This window comes from Microbacterium sp. AG790 (assembly GCF_003634765.1).
Lineage (GTDB): Bacteria > Actinomycetota > Actinomycetes > Actinomycetales > Microbacteriaceae > Microbacterium.
This window is the reverse complement of sequence record NZ_RBWZ01000006.1, coordinates 794,136-810,763: the sequence shown is the minus strand read 5'-3', so window position 1 is coordinate 810,763 and position 16,628 is coordinate 794,136. Positions and strand designations below refer to the sequence as shown.

At 71.4% G+C, this 16,628-nt stretch carries 13 protein-coding genes; 8 read left to right on the top strand and 5 right to left on the bottom strand.

The features are described 5' to 3' along the window. Positions 1 to 57 precede the first annotated feature (57 nt). The 5 genes from speB (at position 58) to DEU37_RS04345 (ending at position 4,562) form a co-directional block, all read left to right on the top strand. The gene (gene speB / locus DEU37_RS04365) at positions 58 to 1,041 is read left to right on the top strand and encodes an agmatinase (protein ID WP_259457129.1); all 984 of its coding nucleotides are present in this window, start codon (positions 58 to 60) and stop codon (positions 1,039 to 1,041) included. Then, positions 1,038 to 2,501, top strand: a complete 1,464-nt coding sequence (locus tag DEU37_RS04360) for a cytosine permease (protein WP_121189395.1) — start codon at positions 1,038 to 1,040, stop codon at positions 2,499 to 2,501. Before speB ends, DEU37_RS04360 begins: the two co-directional genes overlap by 4 nt. Next, positions 2,498 to 3,481, top strand: coding sequence for a carbon-nitrogen hydrolase family protein (locus DEU37_RS04355; protein ID WP_121189394.1), 984 nt, complete (start codon positions 2,498 to 2,500; stop codon positions 3,479 to 3,481). Before DEU37_RS04360 ends, DEU37_RS04355 begins: the two co-directional genes overlap by 4 nt. Beyond that, positions 3,478 to 3,879 (top strand): hypothetical protein, encoded by a 402-nt coding sequence (locus tag DEU37_RS04350; RefSeq protein ID WP_121189393.1) that lies wholly within the window; start codon positions 3,478 to 3,480, stop codon positions 3,877 to 3,879. The genes DEU37_RS04355 and DEU37_RS04350 overlap by 4 nt, the downstream gene beginning before the upstream one ends. A gap of 110 nt (positions 3,880 to 3,989) precedes the next feature. Further along, complete coding sequence (locus tag DEU37_RS04345) at positions 3,990 to 4,562, top strand: hypothetical protein (protein ID WP_121189392.1); 573 nt, start codon at positions 3,990 to 3,992, stop codon at positions 4,560 to 4,562. Between the two features lie 25 nt (positions 4,563 to 4,587). Here the strand turns inward: DEU37_RS04345 and DEU37_RS04340 are convergent, their stop codons facing one another. After that, positions 4,588 to 5,520, bottom strand: coding sequence for a LysR family transcriptional regulator (locus tag DEU37_RS04340; protein ID WP_121189391.1), 933 nt, complete (start codon positions 5,518 to 5,520; stop codon positions 4,588 to 4,590). Positions 5,521 to 5,630: 110 nt separating this feature from the next. On the opposite strand from DEU37_RS04340, the gene alsS reads away from it, so the two are divergent. Both alsS and budA read left to right on the top strand, forming a co-directional pair. Continuing rightward, positions 5,631 to 7,388 carry an acetolactate synthase AlsS gene (gene alsS / locus DEU37_RS04335; RefSeq protein WP_121189390.1) on the top strand — a complete coding sequence of 586 codons (1,758 nt, stop codon included), beginning with the start codon at positions 5,631 to 5,633 and terminating at the stop codon, positions 7,386 to 7,388. Positions 7,389 to 7,440: 52 nt separating this feature from the next. Next, entirely contained in the window at positions 7,441 to 8,172 is a 732-nt protein-coding gene (budA, locus tag DEU37_RS04330) for an acetolactate decarboxylase (RefSeq protein ID WP_121189389.1), read from the top strand. A gap of 21 nt (positions 8,173 to 8,193) precedes the next feature. Here the strand turns inward: budA and DEU37_RS04325 are convergent, their stop codons facing one another. The 3 genes from DEU37_RS04325 to DEU37_RS04315 are packed head-to-tail and all read right to left on the bottom strand — an operon-like array spanning position 8,194 to position 13,998. Beyond that, positions 8,194 to 11,697, bottom strand: a complete 3,504-nt coding sequence (locus DEU37_RS04325; RefSeq protein WP_121189388.1) for an error-prone DNA polymerase — start codon at positions 11,695 to 11,697, stop codon at positions 8,194 to 8,196. Next, on the bottom strand, positions 11,697 to 13,295 hold the full coding sequence (locus DEU37_RS04320) for a DNA polymerase Y family protein (protein ID WP_121189387.1): 1,599 nt from the start codon (positions 13,293 to 13,295) through the stop codon (positions 11,697 to 11,699). Before DEU37_RS04320 ends, DEU37_RS04325 begins: the two co-directional genes overlap by 1 nt. A 1-nt stretch (position 13,296) precedes the next feature. Beyond that, positions 13,297 to 13,998, bottom strand: a complete 702-nt coding sequence (locus DEU37_RS04315; RefSeq protein WP_036289927.1) for a hypothetical protein — start codon at positions 13,996 to 13,998, stop codon at positions 13,297 to 13,299. Between the two features lie 136 nt (positions 13,999 to 14,134). Between DEU37_RS04315 and DEU37_RS04310 the strand changes: the two genes are divergently transcribed. Beyond that, the gene (locus tag DEU37_RS04310) at positions 14,135 to 15,490 is read left to right on the top strand and encodes an amidohydrolase family protein (protein ID WP_121189386.1); all 1,356 of its coding nucleotides are present in this window, start codon (positions 14,135 to 14,137) and stop codon (positions 15,488 to 15,490) included. A 39-nt stretch (positions 15,491 to 15,529) separates the two neighbouring features. Here DEU37_RS04310 and DEU37_RS04305 read toward each other — a convergent pair whose 3' ends face one another. Continuing rightward, positions 15,530 to 16,531 carry a PDR/VanB family oxidoreductase gene (locus tag DEU37_RS04305; RefSeq protein WP_121189385.1) on the bottom strand — a complete coding sequence of 334 codons (1,002 nt, stop codon included), beginning with the start codon at positions 16,529 to 16,531 and terminating at the stop codon, positions 15,530 to 15,532. Between the last annotated feature and the right edge of the window lie 97 nt (positions 16,532 to 16,628).

The window sequence follows — 16,628 nt, the reverse complement described above, 5'->3', positions numbered from 1 at the left end:
CTGACCTTGTTTTCCATTACGCATCATTCGTTGCGTATTAGTGTCACAAGGAGAGCCGTGCCCCCGTCCCCCTCCCCGTCCTCGCCGCCCCCGCCCGTCGGCCCGATCGATGCCAGCATCACCCCCCGCTTCGCCGGCATTGCCACCTTCGCGCGACTCCCCACGTTGCGCGATGTGGGCCGGGCCGACGTGGCGGTCGTGGGAGCGCCCTTCGACGCAGGCGTGAGCTACCGCAGCGGTGCGCGATTCGGGCCCGCCCACATCCGGGAGGCGTCCCGCCTCCTGCGGCCCTACAACCCCGCCGTGGACGTTCATCCCTTCCGTGCCCAGCAGGTCGCCGACGCGGGCGACATGGACATCAACCCCTACGACATCGCCGCGGCCGTCGGCCAGATCGAAGCCGCCGCGCGGGAGCTCGCGAGCGTGGCCGACCGGCTGGTCGTCCTCGGCGGCGACCACACCATCGCTCTTCCGCTGCTCCGCGTCGCCGCCGAGCGACACGGTCCGGTCGCCGTCGTGCACTTCGATGCGCACCTCGACACGTGGGACACCTACTTCGGCGCACCGCTCACCCACGGCACGCCGTTCCGGCGCGCCTCCGAGGAAGGGCTGATCGATCTCGAAGCCAGCCTTCACATCGGCATCCGTGGCCCCCTGTACGCGGCGGAGGATCTCGCCGACGACGCCCGCCTCGGCTTCGCGCACATCACGAGCGACGATCTGCAGCAGCACGGTCTGCCCGACGCGATCGATCGACTGCACCGGCGCGTCGGAGCTCGTCCGGTGTACGTCTCGGTCGACATCGATGTCCTCGACCCCGCTCACGCTCCTGGCACCGGAACGCCCGAGGCCGGTGGGCTCACCAGCCGTGAACTGCTCGGACTCCTGCGTGCGCTCGGAACGCACCGCATCGTCGGAGCCGACGTCGTCGAGGTGTCACCACCCTACGACCACGCACAGGTGACGGCCGTCGCTGCGAGCCACGTGGCCTACGAGATCATCTCCGCAATGGCGCGGAGCCGAAAGGAAGACGCATCATGACATCTTCACCCGCCCCCACGAACGCTGCCCTGACGACGGGCGCAATCGCCCTCGAGAGGCGTTCGATCGATTACATCCCGCAGAACGAACGCCGCGGACGCGTCTGGCACCAGGGCCCGTTCTGGTTCACCGGCAACTTCGTCTTCCTGACGATGGTCGTCGGCTTCATCGGCCCATCCCTCGGGCTCGGCGTGCAATGGAGCATGCTCGCCGTCGCGCTCGGAGCCGGCTTCGGCACCTTCTTCATGGCATTCCACGCCAACCAGGGCCCTCGAATGGGGCTACCCCAGATGATCCAGTCGCGCGCCCAGTTCGGCCTGCGCGGGGCGATCATCCCCTTCATCGCGACGATCTTCGTCTACATCGGATTCACCGTATTCGGAACCGTCCTCGTCACGCAGGTCATCCAGCTCTTCCTCCCCGGGTCGAAGTTCCTCTGGTACCCCCTCGTGATCGGCATCGCGATCCTCATCGCGATCATCGGGTACGACCTGCTGCACTTCGTGCAGCGCTGGCTCACCTACGTCCTCATCGCGGCGTTCGGCCTGCTGACCGTCGCCGCCGCAGTCACGCTGCCCTCGACGGCGACACCGATCACGGCACCCGACACCTGGAACGGACCCGCCTTCCTCATCCAGTTGTCCCTCGCCGCCGGATACAACATCAGTTACGCCGTGTACGTCTCGGACTACTCGCGCTACCTGCCCGCCGACTCCTCGGCTCCCAGACTGATCGGCTGGACCTACGTGGGCGCGGCCGGGTCCGCGATCTGGCTCATGTCCCTCGGAGCTCTGCTCGGCGGCTATCTGCAGCAGAGTGACGCCATCTCCGCTTTGACCACCGCCGGCGATCTCGTCTTCCCGGGGTTCGGGCTCGTCGTCGTCGTGGTGGGGGCAATCGCGCAGTTGACCGTCACGGCGGTCAACTGCTACGGAACGATGCTCACCGGACTGACTGCCATCGACGGTTTCGTACCGGTACGGCCCACGCTGCGCGTCCGCATCCTCGGCCTCGCACTCGTCGGCGTCGTGTCGACCGTCATCGCACTCGCGATCCCGGAATCCTACCTCGCGAGCTTCAACGGGTTCGTCGCTCTGATGCTCTACTTCCTCGTCCCGTGGACGGCGGTGAATCTGGTCGACTTCTACCTCGTTCGGCGCGGGCACTACGCCATCACCGACATCTTCGCCCGGCACGGCGTCTACGGCACGTGGGCGTGGCGCGGCATCCTGGCGTACGCACTCGGGTTCCTGGCCATGGTTCCCTTCTTCGCCCTCCCGTTCTATACGGGCCCGATCGCCGCGGCTCTCGGCGGCGCCGACATCGCCTTCATCCCCGGCCTGCTCGTCGGGGGTGGCTTGTACGCTCTCCTGGCGCGGGGCATCGATGCCGACCGCGAGGCCGCCGCGATCGCTCGCAGCGAAGAGGAACTCCAGATCATCGAAGCGGTGAAGGCATGAACGGCGACAGCGTGCACGTGGCCCTCGTCCAGCAGCCCCCGTGTGTCCTCGACGCGACGGAGACGATGCGCCGCGGCGCCCGACACGTCGCGGATGCCGCCGAGCGCGGCGCGCAGCTCATCGTCTTTCCGGAGACATGGGTCTCGTGCTACCCGGCGTGGGCGTTCGGTGCGGCCGGATGGGACGATCCGCTGGCGCGCGACTGGCATGCTCGCCTCCTCGCCGACGCCCTCGTCCTGGGTTCGGCTTCCGACGCCGACGACGACCTCGCACCCCTGCGACAAGCCGCGCAACGCAACGCCACGACCGTCGTGGTCGGCATCAACGAGCGACCGTCGCCGACCAGCGGCACGGTGTACAACAGCCTGGTGACGATCGGACCCGAGGGAACGCTGCTCAATGTGCACCGCAAACTCACACCGACCCACACCGAACGCATCGTGTGGGGCGAGGGCGACGGTGCCGGCCTCCGGGTGCTCGACACCGCCATTGGGCGCGTCGGCGGGCTGATCTGCTGGGAGCACTTCCACCCGTTGGCGCGTCAAGCCCTGCACGCGCAGGACGAGCAGATCCATATCGCTGCGTGGCCGGACATGCCCGAGATGCACCATGTCGCATCGCGCATGTACGCGGCGGAAGGACGGTGTTTCGTTCTCGCCGCGGGACAGTACCTGACCGTCGACGACGTTCCCGACGACTTGCTCGGCCTCTTCCGCGCGGGTGTCGGCCCCGGCATCGGCGACGCGCATGTCCTTTTCGATGGAGGCTCGGGCGTCATCGGGCCCGACGGCGCCTGGATCGTGCCACCCGTGCGCGGCGAGGCCACCACCATCCACGCGATACTGCCGCTGCACGAGCGAGACCGGATGAGCCTGGACCTCGACGTCGCCGGGCACTACTCCCGTTCCGACGTGTTCGATCTCCGCGTCGACCGGCGGCGCCGCGCGTCCGCTCACTTCACCGACGGCGAGCGCGGATGAGCGCCGTGCTCCTGCTCGCGGGAATGATCTCGTTGGCCCTCGGCGCCCTCTCCGGCTTCATCCTGCTGATGGCGGTCGACTACCCCGAGCGCCTGCGGAAGATGGGGATCGTGGACCCCGCGCGCGTGCGACAAGTGCACCTGGACTGGATCATCATGGGCACGGTGATGACAGCAACCGCACTCGCCGTGCCGCAGATGAACGTCTTCACCGCGATCCTGGTCCTGATCGGGGGCGTGGTGAATCCGGCCACCTTCGTCCCCATGGCGTTCTCGCGGACGGTTGCGACGACCGCGGCCTTCCAGATCGTCTCATTCGCCTCGTTCACTTCGCTCAGCCTCGGCCTCGTCCTCGCCGTGGTCGAGGTCATCGCAGGCCGTGGCGCGCTCGTCCTCTGAGTGGATCGACATCGCGATGCACACCACCTCATGAGCGTGGGAGCGGGATACCCGTATGTGTTTCGTGAGTGCTCTCGGCGGCCGTGCCTCGCCGGCGTAGGAAGGACGACATGACATTGACCGCCGTTCTTCCTTCGCTCCGTCGCAGCCTTCCCGACCCCCTCGATCACCGGCTCTGGCCGGAGCACACGGTGACCGCTGTGGACGACGTGATCGTGGGTGCCGTCTCGCTCGTCCGCCTCGCTCAATGGGAGGGAACGCCGTGTGTGATGACGGGAGACCTGTACCACCCGAAGGCGCGAGATGCCCGCGCGCGGGGCGTCGGCACGGACGTGACGGTCGTCGTGATGCGGGTGGTATCGCTCGACGAAGGCGACGATCGGCACGGCGCGGCGGTCGACGCTCAGCTGGCAGCACTTCCCGCGCGCTGGGGCGAGTGCCGACTCATCGGACGGGTATCCACCGCACGCCCACGACCGGTCGATCTCCTCGGCGCCGCGCGCGACGGCGCGAGTCTCGCTCAACTCGACCGGACCGCCTCCGCGACATGCTGCCTGCCGGGAGATCTGCGCGAGGGGGATCTTCTCGCCGTTCCCTGCGCGGGCGCGGTGAGCCTCCACGACGTCCGCGCACGTCCGGTGGGCACCGACATCACCGAGGTCGGGTGGCGCTGCGGCAAGTGACGCCGCGCCGAGGACGGAAGGCCCGTCAGCCCGGCAGCAGTTCGCTGCGCAGCAGGTCGACGAGGCCCTGCGCAGCGGCAGTCAGGGGGCGACGGCGCGACCACGCGAGAGACACCTCGAACGCCGGAACGGCGTCGTCGAGCGGGACGATGCGCACCGGCATCCGCGGGGCGGGGTCGGCGAACGGACGCCCCGAGCCCGACGAGGCCGCCAGCGCCGCGAAGCGCGGCACGATCGCCAGGCCCAGTCCCTGCGGGACGTACGCGGCGGCCGTGGAAAGATCGGCGACCTCGATGAGCACGCGGCGTGACACCCCGGCATGGGCGAAGGCGTCGTCGACAATGCGCCGCGACCCGTACCCCGGCGGCAGGTCCACGAAGCTCTCCCCCTCGAGCATCGCGAGGGTGACGCCGTCGGCATCCGCGAGCCGGTGCGTCCCCGGCACGACCAACACGTACGGCGATGCGGCGACGACCTCACCCCGCAGGCTCGCCGGAAGCGCATCGACGACCGCGAGCAGAGCGAGGTCGATCTCGCCGCGTTCGAGCTGGGCGACCAGACCCGACGAGCCCAGCCCCGTCGCCCGCAGCTGCACCGAGACGGCCGGATGCCGCTCGTGGTAACGGCCCAGCAGCCCTGGCACATCGACGAGGTCGACGCCCGTCATCAAGCCCATCGTCACGGCCCCCCGCAGCTCGGTCGCCGCCGTAGAGACCGCCTCGCCGATCTCGCGCATCTGCTCCAGCACCGCCCGGGCGCGCGTGAGCAGCTCCTCCCCCGCGCCGGTCAGTCTGATCTGCCGATGAGAACGGTCGAACAGTTCGACACCCAGCTCGCGCTCCAGCTCCCGCACCGTGGTGGAGACCGCGGACTGCGCCAGCAGCAGGCTGTCAGCCGCCCGCGTGAAGCTCATCTCCCGCGCGACGGCGACGAAGACGGAGAGGTGGCGGACATCCATGCCTCGATCATGCCGTGCTCACCGACGCGACGGAAATCATCTGCGAATCAGATGACTCGCATCATCGATGCCGTCTTCCTCGCCGGACGCCGGCGACGGAGCATGGAGTCATGAGTATCGCCACGGTCGCCACTCCCCCCACGTCGTCCTCCGCCACGCACCTGCCGACGCCGCCCGCGGGACGTCGCGCGGCGGATCGCGTCGTCGATGTGCTCATGGCCCACGGCGTGCGGTGGGTGTTCGGCGTGCCCGGCGCCAAGATCGATCCCGTCTTCGACGCGCTCGCGGCGGTGCAGGGCGTCGCCGGGGCGCCGCAGCTGATCACGTGCCGCACCGAGCAGAACGCGGTCTTCATGGCCGCCGCGGTCGGCCGGCTCACCGGCATCCCGGGTGTCGTGCTGGTCACCAGCGGCCCCGGCACCGCCAACCTCGCGACGGGGCTGCTCACCGCGACGACCGAGGGCGACCCGGTCGTCGCGATCTGCGGCGCCGTGTCGCGCACGCAGCACCTCAAGCGCGCGCATCAGGCGATGGATGCCGTCGGCATGCTGCAGACCGTGACGGTCTCGGCGGTCGAGGTCACCGCCGCCGACAACGTCGCGGAGGCGATCGTGAACGCGTTCCGCGCCGCGACCCGAGAGCCCCGCGGCGCGGCCGCCGTCGTGCTCCCCTACGACGTCTCGACCGCGACGACCGCGATCGGCTTCCGCGATGCGATCGTGCCCGCCGTCACCGGCGGGGCGGCCTCGGCATCCGTCGATCGCGCCGCCGCACTGCTGCGTGAGGCCCGCTTTCCCGTGATCCTCGCCGGAGCCCGCAGCGGCGATCCCCGCACGGTCGATGCCCTGCACGCGCTGCTGCGCGCGACCGGACTGCCGGTGGTCGAGACTTTCCAGGCCGCCGGCATCATCTCGCGCGAGCTCGAACACCACTACCTCGGACGCGTGGGCTTCGCCCGCAACCAGCCCGGCGACGTGCTGCTGCACCGCGCCGACCTCGTGCTGACGCTGGGCTACGACCCCGTCGAGTTCGTGCCCGCGGAATGGAACGCCGGCAAGGACCGCCGCATCGTCCACATCGACACCGTGCCGGCCGACATCGACAACGACTACCGGCCCACGGTGGAACTCGTCGGCGACCTCGCGACCACCCTCGTCGATCTGCTCCTCGCCGTGGATGCCGCGGGCCTTCCCCTCGAGCGCGATGCCGAGACCGCCCGCATCGTCGACCGCGAGCGCACCCGCCTCGCCGAGAACACCGATCTCGGCGACCCCGACCACGACGACGCGTTCGGCCTCGACCCCGTCGCGGTGGTCGCCGGCATCCGCGCCGCCCTCCCCGACGCGGCCACCGTGCTCTGCGACGTCGGATCGAACTACCTCTACATGGCGCGCCACTTCCGCACCTACCGTCCCCGCTCGCTGATGTTCTCCAACGGGCAGCAGACGCTCGGCGTCGCCCTGCCGTGGGCCATCGCGGCGAGCCTCGCCGACGAGGGCGCACCGGTCGTGTCGGTGTCGGGCGACGGCGGGTTCCTCTACTCCGCCGTCGAACTGGAGACCGCCGTGCGGGTCGGCGCGAGCTTCACCCACATCGTTTTCAACGACTCCGCCTACGACATGGTCGCCTTCCAGCAGGTCGAGAAGTACGGGCGCACCGCGGCGGTCGAGCTCGGCGCCTACGACGTGGTCGCGTTCGCCGAGTCGTTCGGCGCCCACGGCCACCGCGTCACATCCATCGACGACCTCGTTCCGACGATCCTCGCCGCCATCGCCGAACCCGGCCCCTCGGTGATCGACGTCCCCGTCGACTACCGCGACAACCTGCACCGCCTGGGCGGCGACCTGCTCGCCGACGTGCTGCTGTGAGCGGACTCCCCGCGCCCGGCATCCTCCTTCCCTCCTCCCGAAAGGACCGCGCATGAGCGCCGAACGTCACACCCTGTTCCAGACGAGCCTCATGGCCGCACTCCTGGACGGCATCTACGAAGACGACATGACGGTCGGCGAACTGCTGGGCCACGGCGATTTCGGCATCGGCACGTTCAATGCCCTCGACGGCGAGATGGTCGTCGTCGACGGCGTCGCGTACCGCCTGCGCGGCGATGGCACCGCCGCCGCGGCATCCGCCGACTCGGCCACGCCGTACGCGGTGGTGACCGACTTCGTGCCCACCATCACGCGGACGCTCCCCGACGGCGTCACGCGCGCGGAGGCGTCGGCCGCGATCGACGCGATCACCGCGTCGGCCAACTACATGTACGCCCTGCGGATCACGGGGCGCTTCCGCCGCGTAACGGCACGCACGGTCACCCGCCAGCAGAAGCCGTACCGCCCGATGACCGAGGCCACCGATGACGATGCCGTACTGCAGTTCGACGAGGTCGACGGCACGATCGTCGCCTTCCGCACCCCGCTGTACGAGCAGGGCATCGGCGTTCCCGGATGCCACGCGCACTTCATCGACGACGGACGCACGCGCGGCGGCCACGTGCTCGACTTCGTGCTGAACCACGGCACGGTGGAGCTGTGCCTGTGCACCGACCTGCACCTGCGTCTGCCGCTGACCACAGAGTTCCGCGAGGCGGCCCTGTCCCCCGACGACCTGGCCGACCAACTCGCCAAGACCGAGCAGCACGCCGGGCGCCCCTGACGCCTCGGCGCGGCGGTGGCATCAGCGGAAGTCGCGGGAGCGGTGGCGCACGCCGACGCGCAGGTCTTCGAAGGCGTCGGCGACGAGGTTGGTGACGCCCTCGGGTGAGCGCTCCAGCATGCCGCGGGCGATGAGGGCGGGCGCGTCGCGCAGCACGCGGCGATAACGATCCCAGACGCCTTTCGAGCAGATGACGTTGACGAGACCGTGCTCGTCTTCGAGGTTGATGAAGGTGATGCCGGATGCCGTCGCCGGCCGCTGCCGGTGGGTCACCAGACCCGCGACCTCGACCCGGCGGCCGACCTCGTGCGTGCGGAGCTCTCGCGAGGTGAGCACGCCGCGGGCATCCAGCGGGGCACGGTAGTGCGTGAGGGGGTGATCGTCGGTCGAGATGCCCGTGGCCCACAGATCGGCGGCCAGCACGTCGTACGTCGAGGGGTCGCCGAACAACGGCGGCTGCACGGCGACGAGCGAGTCGGGCAGGAACTCGGGCAGATCCTGTGCCGCGTCGCCGGCCAGCCAGATGCCCTCGCGGCGGCTGATGCCCATGCTCTCGAACGCCCCCGCCGTCGCCAGCGCCTCCACCTGCGCGGCGGTGGCGCCCGTGCGCCGCACGAGATCGCGCAGGTCGCGGAACGGACCCTCGGCGTCGCGGGTGGCGACGATGCGCTCCGCGAGCCGCTTTCCCACCCCGGTGACCGCCGCGAGCCCCAGCCGCACGGCGTGACCGGCGTCGCGGCGGTGGGCGGCCGACACATCGGGAGCTCCGATGTCGAACGGGGGCACGGGCGGCTGGTGACGATCGGTGCAGGAGGGGATGCCGGTGGGGATGCGTTTCGACTCGCTCGCTGCGCTCGCTCGCTCAACGACCGGAGACCCTGCAGCCGGCGAGGGACCGCTGCTGTCGGCGTCGAGGGGCTCGAGCCCGGCATCCACCCCGGAGGCGTGCAGGTCGGGACGACGCACGACGACACCGTGGCGGCGGGCATCGGCGGTGAGGGTCGCGGGCGAGTAGAACCCCATCGGCTGCGCCCGCAGCAGGGCCGCCAGGAACGCCCCGGGATAGTGCAGCTTGAGCCATGACGACGCGTAGACGAGCAGCGCGAACGACAGGGAGTGGCTCTCGGCGAAGCCGAAGTTCGCGAACGCCTGGATCTTCGCGTAGATGTCGTCGGCGACGGCTCCCACCAGACCGTTGCGTGCCATGCCGTCGTAGAGCTTCTGGCGCACCGACTCGATGCGCTCGATGCCGCGCTTGGAGCCCATCGCCCGGCGCAGCACATCGGCATCCTCACCGGTGAGGTCGCCGACGGCCATGCCCATCTGCATCAGCTGCTCCTGGAACACCGGCACCCCGAGGGTGCGCTCCAGCACCGGGATCAGCTTCTCGTGCGCGTACGTCGGCTCTTCCAGCCCGAGTTTGCGCCGCACGTACGGGTGCACCGCGCCGCCCTGGATGGGCCCGGGCCGGATCAGCGCGATCTCGATCACCAGGTCGTAGAACCGTCGCGGCTGCAGCCGGGGCAGCAGGCCCATCTGCGCGCGCGATTCGACCTGGAACACCCCGATCGAGTCGGCGCGGCACAGCATGTCGTAGACGGCCGCCTCCTCCTTCGGAATGCTCTGCAGCGTCCACGTCTCGCCCGTCGCCTCCGCGATGAGGTCGAAGCAGTACTGCAGGGCGGCGAGCATGCCGAGTCCCAGCAGGTCGAACTTCACGAGCCCCATCCAGGCGGCGTCGTCCTTGTCCCACTGGATGACGGTGCGATTCTCCATCCGCGCATGCTCGATGGGCACCACCTCCCCCACCGGCCGCTCGGTGAGCACCATGCCCCCGGAATGGATGCCGAGATGGCGGGGGGCCTTCAGCAGCTCGCCGGCGTACGCGAGCACCCGGTCGGGGATGTCGTGCGCACCGGCGACGGCGCCGTCCCACCGCTCCACCTGCTTCGACCAGGCGTCCTGCTGCCCGGGTGAGTGCCCGAGCGCCTTGGCCATGTCGCGCACCGCGTTCTTCGGCCGGTACTGGATGACGTTCGCGACCTGCGCCGCGCGCTCGCGCCCGTAGGTGTCGAAGACCCACTGGATGATCTCTTCGCGCCGATCCGAATCGAAGTCGACGTCGATGTCGGGCTCCTCCTCCCGCATCGCCGACAGGAAGCGCTCGAAGGGCAGGTTGTAGAAGATCGAGTCGATCGCGGTGATACCCAGCAGATAGCAGACCGCACTGTTGGCGGCCGACCCCCGCCCCTGACAGAGGATGCCGCGTCGACGCGCCTCGGCCACGATGCCGTGCACGATCAGGAAGTAGCCGGGGAAGTCCTTCTGCTCGATGACGCCGAGCTCCTTCTCGATGCGCGCCCGCCCGTCGCCGTCGAGGTCGGGATACATGTGCGGCACCGCATCCCAGACGAGCCGGCGCAGCCACGACATCGGCGTGTGCCCTTCGGGGACGGGGAGCTTCGGCAGCGCGGGTTTGGCGCGGCGCAGCGGGAAGGCGAGCTCGTCGGCGAGGGTGACCGTGCGGACGACCGCGCCGGGATAGCGCCGGAATCGGCGCGTCATCTCGGCGCCCGAGCGCAGGTGGGCGCTCGCATGCGACGGCAGCCACCCGTCGAGCTCGTCCAGCCCCCGATTCGCCCGCACCGCTGCGACCGCCGCCGCCAGGTGCACACGTTCGGGAACCGCATAGTGCACGTTGTTGCTGGCCAGCACGGGCAGCCCGCGCGCGGCGGCCAGGGCGGCCAGCACGTCGTTGTCGCGCGTATCGGTCGGCGCCCCGTGGTCGATCAGCTCGACGAAGACCGCCTCGGAGCCGAACAGGGCGACGAGCCGGTCGAGCGCCGATGCGGCCGCCTCCGCGCCACCGGCGGCGAGCGCCTGCCGCACGGCGCCCTTGCGGCATCCGGTGAGCACCGCCCAGTGGCCGCCGCTGCGATCGGCGAGGTCGTCGAGGTCGTACCAGGGACGCCCTTTCTCGCCGCCGGCGAGCTGAGCATGCGTGATCGCCGCGGCGAGACGGTGATACCCCTCCTCACGACGGGCCAGCACGAGCAGGTGCGAGCCCTGCGGATCGGCCGCCCCCGACCGGGCCGGACTCGGTCCGCTCAGCAGTCCGGCCGGCGACGCGCTCACGTCCCCGTCGCCTCCGGCGGCGAGCGTCAGCTCCGCCCCGAAGACGGTCTTCAGCTGCAGCTGCTCCGCCGCCTCGGCGAAGCGGGCGATGCCGTAGAACCCGTCGTGGTCGGTGATCGCGAGCGCGTGCAACCCCAGCCGTTCGGCCTCTTCCGCAAGCTCCGCCGGCGAGGAGGCGCCGTCGAGGAAGGAGAACGACGAGTGCGCGTGCAGTTCGGCGTAGGGCACGGCATCCGCGGGACGTTCGATCGGAGGCGGCTCGTACTTTCCCCGCTTGCGCGAGAAAGCCGGGCCGTCACCGCCGTCGGGTTGCGTGTCGCCGCCGATATCGGGAGAGCCCAGCAGCCGCGCCATCTCGGACCAGCGCACCGACGGATTGTTGAACCCCATCAGTCGTACCTCCCCTCGATCTGCCAGACGCCTTCCTCGCACACCAGCAGCCACGCCCCCTGGGCATCGTCGACCATCTGGAAGCGATGCGCCCGCCGCGCCCGCGCCGGATCCCACTCGCGTTCGATGACCGGCCACGGCCCGGCCCAGGTGCGGATGCCGCGGCGTCTGCCTCCGAGCTCGATCACGGTGGGCGTCGCCGTGGGCTCGCCACGCGCATCGACGGCGATCATGTCGCCGTCGTCGTCGAGCACCGCCACCGGAACCGGCTCGGCGAACACCGCCGAGGGCAGCGGATCGGGAAGGCTCCCCGGCCAGGGCCGCTCTCCTGCCTGCAGGTCGCCCGCGACATCGCCCCACGGCACGAGGCGCTGCCGCTCGCCCAGCCAGCGCCCTCCGCCGACGGCCGGCGTCAGCACGCCCTGATGGCCGAGCATCGCCTGCACGCGCGAGAGCGCGCGGTGCACGCGCTCCTCGGGCCCCGATCCGAACAGACGTGCGGTGTGGTGCGCGGCGGCATCCACCGCCTCGGGTTCGATGCGCACCCGCGCCACGGCGCTGCGCAGCTGCCCGGGCACGTGGCTCGACGGCGCCACGCTCTTCGCTCCGCCGGGCCCCTGCTCGGCGAGCTGCCACCGCACCCGGTCGACGACGGCGGCCGCATCGAACGCCCCCGGGTGCAGCCAGACCCGTTCGCTGCGCTCGCCGCGATCGCCGGTCAGCACGACGCGCAGTTCGGTGCAGACCAACCCCTGCGCACCCAGACGGGAGACGAACTCCGCGGCGGGAACCCGCAGGGCGAAGGCGATCTGATCGGCGGTCTCCACCGGCGGCTCGAACGCCACCTCGCGGTGCAGTTCGGGCGGGGGCGTGCGGGCGGTGACCGGTCGGGGATCGCGGCCGGATGACAGGGCGTACAGCCACTGGCCGCGGGCACCGAAGCGCTCGACCAGGCGGTCGGCGCCGAGCGCGGCGACCTCGCCGACCGTCTGCACACCGAGCCGGCCGAACAGCGAGGCCAGCTCCTCATCGAGCACGACGACCGGCAGCGGTGCGAGGAAGTCCGCCGCGGTGCCGGCGGGCACGATCCGCACCGGATCCTCGCGCCGGGTGCCGGAGCGCGCCGCCTGTTCGGCCGTGAAGGTGCCGTCGGCGATGCCCACGCGCACGTCGTCGACGCCCAGCGCGGCGATCGCTCCGGCCAGCACGGTGGCGGCGGCCGCCTCGCCGCCGAAGTAGCGCGCCGGACCCCGGGCACGCAGCGCGCACAGCCCGGGCTGCATCACCTGCACGTTCGGCGCGACCTCTTCGATCGCCGCGATCAGCGGAGCGAACGCGCGGTGATCGCGCACGGCGTCGGCATCCACCACCGTCAGCTGCGGGCAGCGCGCCTGGGCATCGCGGCGGCGCATGCGCCGGCGCACACCCGCGGCGCGCGCCGCCGCGGAACAGGCGATGACGGCACCCTTCTCGAACACGGCGATCGGCTCCGTGGCGTCGAGGGGCTCGTCGCCGTCGCGGGTGGTCGCGACGATCGGCCAGTCGGGCACCCAGACGACCAGGCTCCGCGGCGGGGTGCCCGCAGGGACGACGCCCATCTCACACCGCCCGTCTCATCGGCAGGGGTTCGGGAAGGCGCGTGCGGGTGGGCTGAGACCCGCCGCCCAGGCGCCCCCGATCGTCGGGCAGCATCAGGCGACGCGAGCGCGGCACCGGCGCACGGCGGCTGGTCACGGTGACCGTCAGCTCGCGCCCCGACAGGATGCCGTGCCCCTCGCCGAGGCCCGACCACGACGGATCGGACACATCGATCATCGCCTCGGTCTGCGGCCACGGCCCCTGCACGAGCAGCACCGCCTCCCGCTCGCGCATGCGGGCGGCCAGCCGGGCGACCTCGCTGTCCTTCGCCCGCGACGGCGGGCGCACCGCGACCACCGACAGCACGTCGGCGAGGGTCGAGGTGACGGCCAGCCACCGCTCTCCCGGGTCGGGCACGAGCACGAGCCGCGACAGATCGACCCCGGCGGCGCGGGCCGCTTCGACGCCCACGTGCGGCATGCCGACCACGGCGCACCACGACCCGGCCTGCGAGGGCTCGGCGAGCAGGGCGAACAGCAGCGCCATCGACCGCCCGAGCGCGTAGGCTCCCCCTGTTCGCAGGCCGCCGCCGGGCAGCAGCTCCGCCAGCGCCGGGGCGACGGGGAGCACGGGCGTGTCGAGGCGACGCCCCTGCATACGCTCCATCTGAGCGCGCAGGGTGCTCACGGTGCCCGCGACATCCGCGGCAGCAACGGTCCCCACGATCGGCCTCACTTCGACAGATTAGAACATGTATTCGACTACTTCAATGTGCTTGTCTCGAAGATAGGAACGGGTTCGGACATTGCGCGTCGGCCCGCACATCTGCCCGAAACATGCGGCTGATAGGACGGACGGCATGACCGGATCGCTCATCCTCACCGGCGCCGCGCGCATCGTGGAACGCTTCGACGACCCCGCCCGCGACCGCGGCGGCGACCTCGTGATCCGACGCGGACGGGTCGCCGGCACGGCATCCGCACCCGCACCGGAGGAGAGCATCGACACCCTCGACGCGGACGGCGGAATCGTCACCCCCGGCCTCGTCAACGCGCATCACCACCTGCTGCAGTCGGGCTTTCGCACCCTCCCGGGCACCCGCGGCGTGCCGATGCGCGAGTGGCTGCCGGCCATGGCCGCCGCCTACGCCGACGCCCATATCGACGCATCCCTGGTCGGCGCGACCGCCGGCGTCGGCGTGGCCGAGTCACTGCTGAGCGGGGTGACGACGGTCGCCGACCATCAGCTGAACTGGCCCGACCCGGCCAGAAGCGACGACCCGGTCGGCGACACCGTGGACATCGCGCGTGCGATCGCGGCCGCCTCCGCGGCGCTCGGCGCCCGGCTCGTGTTCGTGCGCGGCTCGGCGCGCGATGCGCCGGATGCCGCGGCAGCGAGCGCGGACGCGATCGTGCGCGCCCTGCTGCCCGAGGCTGCAGCGTCGTCTTCCGGGGGCACGAGCGCCGACGGCATGCTGCAGCTCGCCGTCGGCCCCGCCGGCGTGCACTCCGACAGCGAGGAGACCTTCCGCGCGCTGGGCGAGATCGCCCGGCGCTACGGTCTGCGCCGACGCACGCAGGCGAACGAGCAGGTCGACACCGAGATCGCCCTGGCCCGCTACGGGCGGCGACCCCTGGACCTCCTCGAGGAATGGGGCTGGCTCGAGCCGGGCGTGACGATCGCGCACCTGTGCGACGTCACCGACGAGGAGATCGCGCGGCTCGCCGCCGCCGGCATCACCGCGACCCACGCCCCGGGGTGCGATGTGCCGATGGGCTGGGGCATCGCGCCGGTGCGCCGCCTGCAGGAGGCCGGCATCGCCGTGGGACTGGGCACCTCCGGCGGCGGCTCCAACGACGCCGGGCACCTGCTCGCCGACGCGCGCCTGGCGATGCAGGTGTCGGGCCTGGTCGGCACCGCCCTGCCGGCCCGCGACGTGCTCGCCATGGCCACCTCCGGCGGAGCGAGCGGCCTCGGTCGCGCCGACCTCGGCATCCTGACCCCGGGCGCGGCGGGCGACTTCTGCGTCTGGGACGTCTCGGGGGTCGCCGACGCCGGAGTGGCCGACCCGGTCGCGGGCCTGCTCTGGGCCCACCCGGGGCGTCGGCCCCGTCATGTCGTGGTCGCGGGACGTGTCGTCGTCCGCGACTACCGGCTCGTCACCGCCGACGAAGACGCCCTCACCGCGACCCTCCGGGAGCGCGTCGGCCGCTGAACACCGCGGCGCGACTCAGACATCGGCTCAGACGTCGACTCAGGCGTCGAGCACGATCCGCGGGCAGGCCGCGCGCGAGACGCACACCATCATGACCGCGCTCTGCTCGCGCTCCAGCGGCGTGAGCACGGAGTCGCGGTGCTCGATCTCGCCTTCCAGGACGGGCACCTCGCAGGTTCCGCACGTGCCGCGCCGGCAGCTGGAGAGCACCATCGTCGTGGGACTCTGCTCTTCGATCGCCTCCAGCACCGACTGCCCCGGCTGCACGGTGACGATCTCGCCCGAGAGGGCGAGCTCGACCTCGAACGGATCCGGCCAGACCGGCTCGCCGTATTCGATCGCCTCGAACCGCTCGACGTGCAGCGCCCCCGCGCGCCCGGCGGCCTCGAAGCCGTCCTCGAGGGCGGCGATCAGCCGGGCGGGCCCGCACGCGTAGACCGGACCGCCGTCGCCCGCGGCATCCACCACCCCGGCCACGTCGAGACGCGCACCGCGGTCGGCAGGGTACAAGCGCACCCGGCCCGCGCCGGCGTCGAGGGCGCGCAGCTCGTCGACGAACGCCATCGTCGACAGCGATCGTCCGGCGTAATCGAGGGTCCACTCCGCGCCGGCGTGCGCCGACGCGCGGACCATGCCGAGGATGGGTGTGATCCCGATGCCGCCGGCCACGAAGCGGTGGGTGACGGCGGGAACGATCTCGTAGGCGAAGTGGTTGCGTGGTCCGCGCACGCGCAGGCGCTGACCGACCTGCACCTCCTCGTGCACCCGCACCGATCCGCCCCTCCCCTCGTCTTCGCGCAGCACCGCGACGCGCCAGGTGGAACGATCGGCCGCGTCGCCGCAGAGCGAGTACTGCCGCTCGACGCGCTCGGCCGCGGGCACGCGCGCGTCGGAGAAGATCAGATCGACATGCGCCCCGGGCTCCCAGACCGGCAGGTCGCGGCCATTGTGCGCGACGAGGTCCAGCGCCACGACCCCGTCGGCCAGCACGGTGCGGGCGGCGACCACGAGGTCGCGTTCGACGTCACTGAAGTAGCTCATGGCTCCCACTCTCTCCGCTCGCACAACGCCCCCTATGCGCGGGGGCGCCGACCGGCCGCACTCTTCGCGCGGATTTAACACGGCCGCAATCCCGACA